General features: G+C 63.8%; 11 protein-coding genes. 1 reads left to right on the forward strand and 10 read right to left on the reverse strand.

The features are described from left to right. Nucleotides 1–4: 4 nt before the first annotated feature. From V6590_RS03155 to V6590_RS03170, 4 genes are all read right to left on the reverse strand, one after another. Nucleotides 5–895: a fumarylacetoacetate hydrolase family protein gene (locus V6590_RS03155; RefSeq protein ID WP_335419429.1), complete on the reverse strand. Its 891-nt coding sequence runs from the start codon at nucleotides 893–895 to the stop codon at nucleotides 5–7. Between the two features lie 7 nt (nucleotides 896–902). Further along, the gene (locus V6590_RS03160; RefSeq protein WP_335419432.1) at nucleotides 903–2,018 is read right to left on the reverse strand and encodes a cupin domain-containing protein; all 1,116 of its coding nucleotides are present in this window, start codon (nucleotides 2,016–2,018) and stop codon (nucleotides 903–905) included. A gap of 81 nt (nucleotides 2,019–2,099) precedes the next feature. Further along, entirely contained in the window at nucleotides 2,100–2,993 is an 894-nt protein-coding gene (locus tag V6590_RS03165; protein ID WP_335419436.1) for a cation diffusion facilitator family transporter, read from the reverse strand. A gap of 47 nt (nucleotides 2,994–3,040) precedes the next feature. Then, nucleotides 3,041–3,631 carry an SH3 domain-containing protein gene (locus tag V6590_RS03170; protein WP_335419439.1) on the reverse strand — a complete coding sequence of 197 codons (591 nt, stop codon included), beginning with the start codon at nucleotides 3,629–3,631 and terminating at the stop codon, nucleotides 3,041–3,043. 169 nt (nucleotides 3,632–3,800) lie between these two features. Here V6590_RS03170 and V6590_RS03175 point away from each other — a divergent pair, with 169 nt between their 5' ends. Then, nucleotides 3,801–4,790 (forward strand): 2-hydroxyacid dehydrogenase, encoded by a 990-nt coding sequence (locus V6590_RS03175; protein WP_335419441.1) that lies wholly within the window; start codon nucleotides 3,801–3,803, stop codon nucleotides 4,788–4,790. A gap of 52 nt (nucleotides 4,791–4,842) precedes the next feature. Here the strand turns inward: V6590_RS03175 and V6590_RS03180 are convergent, their stop codons facing one another. The 6 genes from V6590_RS03180 to V6590_RS03205 are packed head-to-tail and all read right to left on the reverse strand — an operon-like array spanning nucleotide 4,843 to nucleotide 11,532. Then, nucleotides 4,843–5,847, reverse strand: coding sequence for an NAD-dependent epimerase/dehydratase family protein (locus tag V6590_RS03180; protein ID WP_335419444.1), 1,005 nt, complete (start codon nucleotides 5,845–5,847; stop codon nucleotides 4,843–4,845). Between the two features lie 35 nt (nucleotides 5,848–5,882). Then, complete coding sequence (locus tag V6590_RS03185; protein WP_335419447.1) at nucleotides 5,883–7,136, reverse strand: NAD(P)/FAD-dependent oxidoreductase; 1,254 nt, start codon at nucleotides 7,134–7,136, stop codon at nucleotides 5,883–5,885. 57 nt (nucleotides 7,137–7,193) lie between these two features. Next, nucleotides 7,194–8,354: an iron-containing alcohol dehydrogenase gene (locus tag V6590_RS03190; RefSeq protein ID WP_335419450.1), complete on the reverse strand. Its 1,161-nt coding sequence runs from the start codon at nucleotides 8,352–8,354 to the stop codon at nucleotides 7,194–7,196. Next, nucleotides 8,351–9,739: an aldehyde dehydrogenase family protein gene (locus V6590_RS03195; protein WP_335419452.1), complete on the reverse strand. Its 1,389-nt coding sequence runs from the start codon at nucleotides 9,737–9,739 to the stop codon at nucleotides 8,351–8,353. Before V6590_RS03195 ends, V6590_RS03190 begins: the two co-directional genes overlap by 4 nt. A 37-nt stretch (nucleotides 9,740–9,776) precedes the next feature. Then, the gene (locus V6590_RS03200; protein ID WP_335419456.1) at nucleotides 9,777–10,163 is read right to left on the reverse strand and encodes a VOC family protein; all 387 of its coding nucleotides are present in this window, start codon (nucleotides 10,161–10,163) and stop codon (nucleotides 9,777–9,779) included. A 4-nt stretch (nucleotides 10,164–10,167) separates the two neighbouring features. Next, complete coding sequence (locus V6590_RS03205) at nucleotides 10,168–11,532, reverse strand: glutamine synthetase family protein (protein WP_335419459.1); 1,365 nt, start codon at nucleotides 11,530–11,532, stop codon at nucleotides 10,168–10,170. Between the last annotated feature and the right edge of the window lie 179 nt (nucleotides 11,533–11,711).

Below are 11,711 nucleotides of genomic sequence, written 5' to 3' on the forward strand. Positions count from 1 at the left end.
AGGGTCAGAGATGGGTGGCGTCGATCACCGGGTGGCGCAGGGTGCCGATGCCTTCGACACAGGCCACAACCGTATCGCCCGGGGTCAGCCATTCCTGCGGGTTGCGACCTGCACCGACGCCTTCTGGCGTGCCGGTGGCGATGATATCCCCCGGTTCAAGCGTGATCCCGGCGGAAATGTCGGCGATCAGGTCATCGACCTTGAACAGCATGTGGCGGGTGTTGGAGCGCTGCTTTTCCACCCCGTTCACGGTGAGCCAGAGGTCGAGTGTCTGGGGATCGGGGATGTCATCGGCCGTGACGATACAGGGGCCGAGGGGGGCATAGCTGTCCATGCCCTTGGACACGATCCATTGCCCGGCGCGGCGGTTGTCGCGGGCCGATACGTCGATCATCACCGCATAGCCAAAGACATGGCTCAGGGCTTCGGCACGCGACACGCGGCGGGCGCGGGTGCCGATGATGCAGGCCAGTTCCACCTCCCAGTCCAGTTGCCGGGTCAGCGCGCCATTGTGGCGGATCGGCTCGCCCGGGGCGATCACGGTGGTGGGGGGTTTCGAGAAGATCACCGGCTGTTTCGGCAGGTCGTTCGATGTATCCAGCGACTTGGCGCTTTCGGCGACATGATCGACATAATTCAGGCCGATGCCGAAGATGTTCTTCTTCGGACGCGGGATCGGGGCCAGAAGCGTCACATTCGCCAAGGGCAGCTTGGCCTGCCATGGCGCGGCGGGAAGGGCGTCGCGCAGGGCGGCGGTGGCGGCGGGGCCAGCCTCGATCAGCGCCAGCATGCTGTCGGGCAGGCCAAGGTGGCCGGCATCCACCACAAAATCGCCATCGATCACGCCCAGCCGGGCTGCCGCCTCGATCGAGGCGCGGTAGGTCACAAGTTTCATGCTGTCCTCACAGAAGCGGCTGATGGCCGCCGTTTTCCCCGAAAGCCTGTTCGCGCCAAAGTCCGAGCGCGCGCATCACCGGCGTGTCGGACAGGCAGAACAGGCAGGCATCCTCGCGATCCGAGCCGTTGACATGTTCGTGCCAGGCCCAGGACGGCACGCAGAAGATATCGCGTTCCTGCCAGTCGAACCGCTTGCCGTTGATGATCGAATGGCCGCGCCCCTTGGCGACGTGATACAGGAAGCTGCCGGTATGGCGATGCGCCAATGTGTGTTCGCCGGGGCGCAGCATCTGCATGCTGGCCCCCATGGTCTGCATCACCGGGCCATGGGTGACGGGGTTCACATACTCCATCATCACGCCATCGAAGGGCGATCCATCGGTGCATTGCGCGCGTTTGGTCAGCGCCTCGTAGGTGGGGGCCCATTCATATTTGAACATCGGGCTATAGGGTTTGGCCCAGCTTTCGCCATAGGGGGTCAGGCCCGGATTGCCCCAGGTCTTGGTCATGTCATCGACGGCATAGCCCACGGCCTGCGACAGATCGGGATGGACTTCGTAGAAATTCGCCTCCATCGCGTTGACGAAGGGAATATCCAGCCCGTCCTGCCAGATGCAGGCGCTGCCCTCTGCCGCCACGCCATGTTCGTGCCATGTGCCGTTGGGGGTCAGCACGAAATCATTGGCCCCCAAGGTCATCTTGTGGCCATCCACCACCGTATAGGCCCCGCTGCCTTCCATGATGAAGCGGATGGCGCTGGCGGAATGGCGATGGGCGCTGGCCTGTTCACCCGGATGCATGACCTGCAGCCCGGCATAGAGCCAGCCGACCGCCGCTGCCACATCCTCGCGCCCGGGATTGCGCAGATAGATCACCCGGCGCCCTGCCTTTTCGGGTGTGACCAGCTGAACCGAGCGCAGCACATGATCGCGCAAGTCGGCATAGCGCCAGACGACCGGCACGGACTGGCTTTTCGGCTCCCAGGGTTCGATCTTGTTGGCCACGGTCCAGAGCGCACCGGCGCTGAACCGATCAAGATCGGCGTAATACTGCAGCAGTTCCGGCGTGTCTTCGACATTGGCACGACCGGCCACATCCTCGCGGTGGTTTTCGTGTTTCATCGCAATCCCCCAGGGCTGGACATGCCGCCAGCATGACCTGCAGGATTTGCGAATGCAACATGGATTTTCGAAAATCCTGATCTAGGGCGATGCGACCTGCTGTGCCACATCCTTGTGAATGATCACGTCGGTTTGCGGATAGGCCAGCAGGATCGTGCGCTTCAGCCCCGCGCCGATCTCATGCGCCTCGCGCAGAGACAGGTCGCCATCCAGTTCGATATGCAGGTTCACAAAGATGCGGCTGCCAGCCGTACGGGTCTTGAGATCGTGGAACCCCAGCACCCCCGGCCAGTTGCGTGCCAGCGTTTCGATCCCGGTGATCACCTCGGGTGGGGCCTGCCGATCCATCAGGGCATCCCAGGCGCCCTTGAAGATGCGCAAGGCCCCCACGACCATCACGCCCGAGGCCGCAAGCGCCACGATGCTGTCGATCTGGGTCAGCCCGAAATAGCGCGCCGCCAGCAATGACAGGATTGCCCCCGCAGCGGGCAGCAGGTCGCCCAGATAATGCAGCCGGTCGGCTGCGATGACCCTGCTGCCGGTGCGCCGGGCCACCCGGCCCTGCCAGATCACAAGACCCAGCGTCAACCCGATCGATACCAGCATGACGGCAATGCCTGCGCCTTCGGCCCCGATCTCCACCGCCCCGGGCCAGATCAGCCGTTCGATGGCCGCCCAGCCGATCACCGCCCCGGAGGCGGCGACGGCGATCCCCTGCGCCAGCGCCGTCAGATCCTCGACCGAGCTATGGCCGAAATTATGGTCGTCATCCGCAGGTTTGGATGCATAGATCAGCGCGGCAAGGGCCCCCGCGCTCATCACCAGATCCATGGCGCTGTCCGCCAGCGATGCAGCAATGGAAAGCGCCCCCGTGGCGGCCAGCGCCCAGAGTTTCAGGGCCACCAGAACCCCCGCCACCAGCAGTGAGCCAAGCCCCGCCGACAGCTTCAATCTTGTCTGTGTATTGCCTGACATGCAGCCCCCTTGCGGAGGCACGGCGAATCGGCCCCCGGATGTTCCGATTAGTCGATCACTTCGCCCGCTTCCACGCCCCAAAGCGCGGCCTTGGACACCCAGCCCTTTTCACCTTGCACATTCAGGCGGCACCAATCCGGGGTGCAGGCGATGACGCGGGCAATCACCCCGCGTTCGGCGCGCAGCACCACATCTGCGGTGCTGTCAGGGGCGGCGCGGAATTCGGCCAACTCTGCCTGAACCAGCACCGAGCGAACGCCCGACAGCAGCGAATAATGCACCCAGCCGCCCAGACCTTCCTGATCTTCCACCCGGCGCCAGTTTTCGTATTCGGCGGTGACCCGCAAAGGCATGCCGGCGCGCTTGAAGACCCAGTCGATGCGATGGCTCAGCCCCGGGCCGCGCCTTGCATTGCCTTCATCGGTTTTCAGGGTGACAAAACGCGGCAGGGGCAGGCTGGTAACCTGCCCGCGCGATGGATCCCGCGGGGCGGACGCGTCGGCTGTGGTGTCGGTTCCCGGCGGCAGGTCAGCGCCTGTGGCCGGGTCAGGTGCCGTTTGTGCCCCGGCCATGCCAGGCCCCAGCCCGATCAGCAGCGCCAGTGCAAGGCCCCGGCCCGGCAAAGCGATGAATCCCATGCCTATCCCCTTGTGCGCGCGGCCTGTGCCACGCAATTCTGCCCGTCTGCACAGATTCTCTGCGCAATATTATTTCGGGGGCTTGTGCCTTCCCCCGCAAGGCGGCACTTTGCCGGAAAGCCGACCGTTTTGGAAGTCCCCGGTCGCGCAGAGCCGATGGAGAAAGCCCATGCCCGCACAAAGCCGACTGCATGTCATCGTGACGCGCCGCCTGCCCGAAGTGGTTGAAACACGGCTGAAAGAACTGTTTGACGTCGAATTGCGCGATCCCGATATCCGCATGTCGCGGGACGAACTGGCCGATGCGGTGCGTCGCTGCGATGTGCTGGTGCCCTGCGTGACCGATCAGATCGACGCGGCCTTGCTGGCGCAGGCGGGGGAGCGGCTGAAGCTGATCGCCAATTACGGGGCAGGGGTCGATCATATCGATGTGGCCACGGCGCGGTCGCGTGGAATCCTTGTGTCGAACACGCCGGGCGTCGGGGCAGAAGACACCGCCGATATGGTGATGGCGTTGATCCTGGGCGTGGTGCGGCGCATCCCGGAAGGCATGGCGGAAATGCAGGCCGGTCGCTGGACCGGTTGGTCGCCGATGGGCCATCTGGGCGGACGGATCGCAGGGCGGCGTCTGGGCATCCTTGGCCTTGGGCGGATCGGGCAGGCCGTGGCGCGGCGCGCGCGTGCCTTTGGCATGCAGATCCATTATCACAATCGCCGTCGTCTGCGCCCGGAGACCGAAGCCGAGCTGGAGGCCACCTATTGGGAAAGTCTGGATCAGATGCTGGCGCGGATGGATATCATTTCGGTCAACTGCCCGCATACGCCTTCGACCTTTCACCTGCTGAATGCGCGGCGGCTGAAGCTGGTGAAACCGTCATCCGTCGTCATCAATACCTCGCGGGGTGAAGTGATCGATGAAAATGCCCTGACCCGGGGCTTGCGGGCAGGCGAAATTGCCGGTGCGGGGCTGGATGTCTATGAACATGGCCACGAGGTGAACCCGCGTCTGCGCGAATTGCCCAATGTCGTGCTGTTGCCGCATATGGGATCGGCCACGCAAGAGGGCCGGGTGGAGATGGGCGAAAAGGTCATCATCAACATCAAGACCTTTGCCGATGGTCACCGCCCGCCTGATCAGGTTGTGCCAGGCATGTTGTGAATAAGGGGCGCAATCGCGCCCCTTTTGTATGTGCTGGCCAGATGAGGGGTGATCAGACCCCGTAATAGTCCCGATACCAGGCGACAAAGCTGCGGACCCCGTCGCGAATATCGGTGCGCGGCAGCGGCCCGATCAGGCTTTCGATCAACGTTGCATCGGCCCAGGTGGCCGGCACATCGCCCGGCTGCATGGGCAGCATGTTCTTGTGGGCTTCGCGCCCGGTGGCGGCCTCGATGGCGGCCACGAAATCCATAAGCTGCACCGGCGCACCATTGCCGATATTGACCACCCGCCAAGGTGCGACGGGTGACAGGCTATCAGACTCGCCCACCGGATTTGCGCCCGGAACCGCCGCGATCAGCCGCACAATCCCTTCGACAAGATCATCAATATAGGTGAAATCGCGCCGCATATCGCCGTGGTTATAGACGTCAATCGCCTCGCCACTCAGGATCGCCTTGGTGAATTTGAACAGCGCCATGTCTGGCCGGCCCCAGGGACCATAGACCGTGAAGAAGCGGAACATCGTGGTCGGCAGGGCGTAGAGATGGGCATAGCTATGCGCCATTGCCTCGGTCGCCTTCTTGGTGGCGGCGTAAAAGCTCATCTGGTGATCGGCTTTATGCGTTTCGGCATAGGGCATCAACTCGTTCGCCCCGAACACCGAACTGGTTGATGCCAGCAGCATGTGCCGGGGGGGGCATGCACGGGCCGCCTCCAGCACCTCGAAGGTGCCGACCAGATTGGCATCGACATAGGACCTTGGCGCGTCGATGGAATAGCGCACGCCTGCCTGCGCAGCCAGATGCACGATCACATCGGGGCGGAAGTCATCAACCAGCCCGCGCACAAGGCCGGGGGTTTCCAACAGGCCTTCGACCGCGCGAAAGCCTGGGTTCTGGGCCAGCATGGCATGGCGGCGCAGCTTCAGGCGCACGTCATAATAATCTGACATGCCATCCAGCCCCAGAACCTGCCAGCCTTCTGACAGAAGCCTTTGGCTCAGATGAAAGCCGATGAACCCCGCCGAACCCGTTACGAAAACCTTGCCCGCCATGTCTGCCCTTTGTGTCTTGCCCAAATTCTCCGGGGCTACCTGCCGTGAAACCGCGTCGCCGCATAGGGCGCAATGTCCAGGGCAGGGGGCCGTCCGGCGATGATGTCGGCCACGATCCGTGCCGTGATCGGGGCCAATGTCAAGCCGATATGGCCATGGCCGAAGGCATGAATGATCTGCGCGCCGTCACGCGATGGCCCGATGACCGGCAGGCTGTCGGGAAGCGAGGGGCGAAACCCCATCCAGTCGCGCGTGGGTTCTTTCAGGTCAGGGAACAGCGCGCGGGCACCTTCGATCAGGCGGGCGATCCGGTGGGGCGAGGGGGGCGCCGTCAGGCCCCCCAGCTCCACGGTGCCTGCCACCCGCAACCGCCCCGCCATCGGGCAGAGGTAGAAACCCCGGGCCGTGGGGCAGGCCGGGCGGGTCAGCCGGGGGCGCTCCATGTCCCATTCCACATGATAGCCGCGTTCGGTATCTAGCGGGACAGTGTCGCCAGACTGTGCCGCCAGCCGACGGCTATGGGCCCCAGCCGCCAGAACCACCTGTCGGGCATGCAGATGCAGGCCCGGCCCTTCGATCAGCACCCCGTCGATCCGGCGTTGAATGCGGTCGGCCCGGTGGCGCAGATGCGTGACACCGGCTTGTTCCAGACGGGCCGCCAACAGGGCCATCATCCTGACCGGATCAGACAGAAAACGCGCCGCGGGGAAGAAGGCCGCGCCGCCCTCCACCACCGGCAGGCCGGGTTCCAAGGCGGCAAGTTCCTCGGGGCGCAGCATTTCAACGAATATTCCAAGGCTTTGGCGGAAGGCCATATCGGCCTTGGCGGCGCGGAACGCCTTGGTAGTTTCATAAAGATAGAGACATCCACGCGATTGCAGAATGGCCTCACCCCCCACCTCTGCGGCCAGTTCGTTCCACATCGGCGCGGCCCCGGCCAAAAGGCTGGCAATGGCATGCGCGTTGCGTTTCGCGGCACCGGGCAGGCTCTGGCGGGCAAAGCGCAGCAACCAGGGCGCCAGTGACGGCAAAGCGGCATGACGGATGGCCAGCGGCGAGTTGCGGTCAAACAGCAGGGATGGCAGGCTTTTCAGCACATCCGGCGTGCCGACTGGCTGCACGGCATAATCGGCAATCGTGCCCGCATTGCCATAAGACGCCCCAGACCCCGGCGGTTCGGGATCAACGATCACCACCTGCCGCCCTTCGGACACCAGCCGCAAGGCACAGGCCATGCCAATGACGCCCGCGCCGATGACGGCGATCTCGGTGGTGTGACGTTCTGTCATGGGCTCGCGATCTGTCAGGGGTGAAGAAGGGGGCGACACGCCCCCTTTTTCAAGACCTTACATGCAAGATGCAAAAAGCGCACGGGTGTTTTCGCGCGTCATCTCGATGGGGTTGCCGCCGCAAGACGGGTCTTCCAGCGCCATCTCCGTCAGCTCGTCCAGACGCGAGGCCTCGACGCCCATGGCGGTCAGATGGGCCGGGATGCCGAGCTTGGCGCGCAGGTCCATGATGGCGGCGCAGAAGCCGTCGAATCCGCCCGCGATGCCCAGATAGGCGGCGGCCTTTTCGATCCGGTCTTCGATCGCACTGCGGTTAAACGCCAGCACCATCGGCATGACCACAGCGTTGGTGGTGCCGTGATGGGTGTTATAGACCGCCCCAATCGGGTGCGAGAGCGAGTGAATGGCGCCCAACCCCTTCTGGAAGGCCACGGCACCCATGGCGGCCGCGCTCATCATATGGGCGCGGGCGTCAAGATCATTAGGATTATCATAGACTTGCGGCAGATTTTCGAAGACCAGCCGCATGCCTTCAAGCGCGATGCCCTGGCTCATCGGGTGATAGAACGGGCTGCAATAGGCCTCGAGGCAATGGGCCAGCGCGTCCATGCCGGTGCCGGCGGTGATGAAGCGGGGCATGCCGACGGTGAGGGCGGGGTCGCAGATCGTGACCACGGGCATCAGTTTCGGATGAAAAATGATTTTCTTTTTGTGGGTCACGCTGTTGGTCAGCACGCCTGCGCGGCCCACCTCGGAGCCGGTGCCTGCGGTGGTGGGCACCGCAATCACAGGGGCGATCTTGTCGGCGTCCGCCCGGGTATACCAGTCGTCGATATCTTCCAGATCCCAGACCGAAAGCCCGTCGCGCTGATGCGCCATGAGCGCGATCATCTTGCCCAGATCGAGCCCTGAGCCGCCGCCAAAGGCGATGACGCCATCATGGCCGCCCGCGCGATACACTTTGATCCCGTCCTGCATGTTCTGTTCGTTCGGGTTCGGGTCTACTTCCGAGAACACCGCACGGCCCAGGTCCGCAGCCTCAAGAATATCAAGGGCTTGCGCGGTGATCGGCAGCGAGGCCAGCGCCTTGTCGGTCACCAGCAGGGGCTTTGCGATGCCTGCGGCCTTGCATTGATCCGCCAGTTCCGCGATGCGGCCCACGCCGAATTTGATCGCGGTGGGGTAGGACCAGTTCCGGTTCGGAACGTTATGGGTCATTTCGTCACCTTTTTCAGATGGTAGGATTTCGGCCGGGTAACCGAATGGAAGCCGAGATAGGAAAGCGAGCCGCCGCGCCCGGTATCCTTGCAGCCGGTCCAGCACAGAGCCGGGTCCAGATAATCGCAGCGGTTCATGAAGATGGTGCCGGTTTCGATCTGCGCGCCGATGGCGGCGGCGGCTTCGGCGTCGGCGGTCCAGATCGAGGCGGTGAGGCCATAGGGCGAGTCGTTCATCAGTTTGATGGCTTCGTCATCGCCCGAAACCTTCATGATGCCGACGACCGGGCCGAAGGATTCCTCCATCATCACCCGCATGGAATGATCCACATTCACAAGCACTTGCGGGGCGAGATAAGCGCCGCCATCATCGGCGGGGAAGTTGGCGGGGTCGATCAGCGGTTTGGCGCCAGCGGCCACGGCCTCGGCGATTTGCGCCCGCACCACGGCGGCGAAACGCGCATTTGCCATCGGCCCGAGGGTGGTTTCCGCGTCAAACGGATTGCCGAGTTTCAGCCCGTTCACCCATTTCACCGCCTTTTCGACGAAGGCATCATAGAGCGATTCATGGACATAGACGCGCTCGATGCCGCAGCAGCATTGCCCGGCATTATACATCGCGCCATCCATCAGGCTGTCCACCGCCGCATCCAGATCGGCATCATGGCGGACATAGCCGGGGTCTTTGCCGCCCAGTTCCAGCCCGGTGCCGGTGAAGGTGCCAGCGGCGGCCTTCTCGATGGCGGCGCCCCCGCCGACAGAGCCGGTGAAGTTCACAAAGCCGAAGGAGCGCGCGGCGATCAGCGCCTCGGTCGTCGGGTGATCCAGAACAATATTCTGGAAAACGTCTTCAGGCACGCCCGCGGCGTGGAAAGCGGCGGCCAGACGCTCGCCCACCTTGAGGGTCTGGCTGGAATGTTTCAGCATCACCGTGTTGCCCGCGATCAGGCCGGGCACCAAAGTGTTGATCGTGGTGATGAACGGGTAGTTCCAGGGCGCGATGATGAAGATCACGCCCACGGGTTCGCGCGCCAGATAGCGGGTGAAGGTCTCGCCATCTTCGACCATTTCGGGGGCGAGTGTCTTCTCGGCAATGGCCGACATATAATCCACCCGCGCATTGAGCGGGCCCCATTCGCCGCCAAAGCGGGTGGGGCGGCCCATTTGCCACGCCAGTTCGGCCACCAGTTCTTCCTTGTCTTCCAAGAGCTTGGCGACACCGGCCTTCACCAGCGCGATGCGTTCGGCCAGGGGGCGCGCGGCCCAGCCCTTCTGGGCGGCCTTGGCGCGGGCAGCGGCGGCAAAGGCCTCGTCGCGGCTGACGGGGGTGCGTTCCAGCCAGACCGAGCCGTCCACCGGCGAGATGAGTTGGATTGTCTTCGTCATCATGTCCTCACATGCGCGGAAGACCCGCGCGCTTGCATCAGTCTTGCCCATAGCGGCTGATCTCGATGAGATTGCCGTCCGGGTCGTTGAAATAGATCGAAGTGATCGGGCCGGTGGCGCCAGTGCGGGCGACCGGGCCTTCGATCACGGTTACACCTTCGGCGGCCAGACGCGCGGCCATGCGGCCCAGATCCCAGGTGGTGATCAGGCACAGATCGCCGGAGCCGATGCAGGCATGGTTGCGCGTTTCCATGCCCAGCGGGTGCAGGTTGATCTTCTGGCTGCCGAAGCGCAGGGCAAGACGGCCCGCGCCGAAGCGTTCGACCGCCATGCCCAGCACGCGGGCATAGAACTGGGCACTGGCCTCCGGGTCGCGGACGGTCAGCACCACATGGTCGATGCTTTGGATCGGCGCGGTGTCCATGCCATCAGGCCCGATCAAAGCCGCGCTGGCGTTCCCAATCGGTGACGACGCGGTTCTGCTCGGCGATCTCCCATTCGGCAGCGTGAACATAGTGATCCACCACCGCATCGCCTAAGGCCGCGCGCAGCATGGCAGAGCGGTTGAGGGCGGCGGCGGCGGCGCCAAGGGTTTTGGGAATCTCGCGCACGCCCGCCGCGCCATACATGTCGCCCTTCATCTCGGGCTCCAGCGCCATCTGGCCTTCGATCCCGGCAAGGCCCGCCGCCAGCAGGGCGGCGCAGGCGAGGTAGGGGTTCAGATCAGCCCCGCCGATGCGGCATTCGACGCGGATGCCCTTGGTGCCTTCGCCGCAGACGCGGAAGCCTGCGGTGCGGTTGTCACAGGACCAGACGGCCTTGGTGGGGGCGAACATGCCCACGACAAAGCGTTTGTAGCTGTTGACGTAGGGCGCGAGGAAATAGGTAATCTCCTCGGCATGGGCGAGCTGGCCTGCCATATAGTGTTTCATCAGCGCGCTCATGCCATGCGGATCGGCGGCGTCGAGGAAGGCGGGCTGGCCGTCCTTCCAGAGCGACTGGTGGATATGGCTGCTGCTGCCCGCCTTGCGGTGGTCATACTTGGCCATGAAGGTGACCGAGGCGCCGTGTTTATGCGCGATCTGCTTGCAGGCCAGCTTGATGATGCTGTGCATATCCGAGGTGTCGAGCGCGTCGGAATATTTGGCATTCACCTCCTCTTGCCCGGCATCGGCCTCGCCCTTGGAACATTCGATCGGGATGCCCGCCGCCCAAAGCTGGTTGCGGATGTCGCGCATGATCGGCTCATCCGCCGTGGTACCCCAGATCGAGTAATCGACATTGTGCCGCGCCTTGGGGGTGGGCAGCGGGTGGCCGCGGTCGAACAGGTCGGCGAAGGTTTCGTCGAACAGGAAGAATTCAAGCTCCGTGGCCATCATTGCGTCAAAGCCAAGGGCCTTGGCGCGTTCGACCTGACGTTTCAGGATGGCGCGGGGCGAATGCGGCACGGGCTGATGGGTGTGGTGATCAAGCACATCGCACAGCACCATGGCGGTGCCCGGCGCCCAGGGCAGGCGGCGCAGGGTCGAAAGATCGGGTTTCATGACGTAATCGCCGTAACCCGCCGCCCAGGAGGTGCTGGTGTAACCGGGGACGGTATACATCTCCATATCGGTGGCGAGCAGGTAGTTGCAGCAATGCGTCTCGTCATGGGCGCCGTCGATGAAATGCTGCGCGACAAAGCGCTTGCCCATCAGGCGGCCCTGCATATCGACAAGGCAGACGGCGACGGTGTCGATTTCACCGCTGGCAACGGCGGCTTTCAGGGTGTCGAAGGTGAGATTGGCGGGCATGGGGACCTCTGGTCTGGAAAAAGGGGGAAGGGTTCAGGCGCACAAAAGGGCGCATCCGCCGCCGAATTCGGGCTTGCGGGGCCAGCAGTTGGGGCGCGTGACCGGGTTCATCCTTTTTCTCCCTTCGGCCAAGGTGGCCGGAATTTGATCATATCTTGCGGGGTCGAGCCGTGCAAGGA

This window comes from Gemmobacter denitrificans (genome assembly GCF_036964905.1).
In the GTDB taxonomy this organism is placed as follows: domain Bacteria; phylum Pseudomonadota; class Alphaproteobacteria; order Rhodobacterales; family Rhodobacteraceae; genus Gemmobacter; species Gemmobacter denitrificans.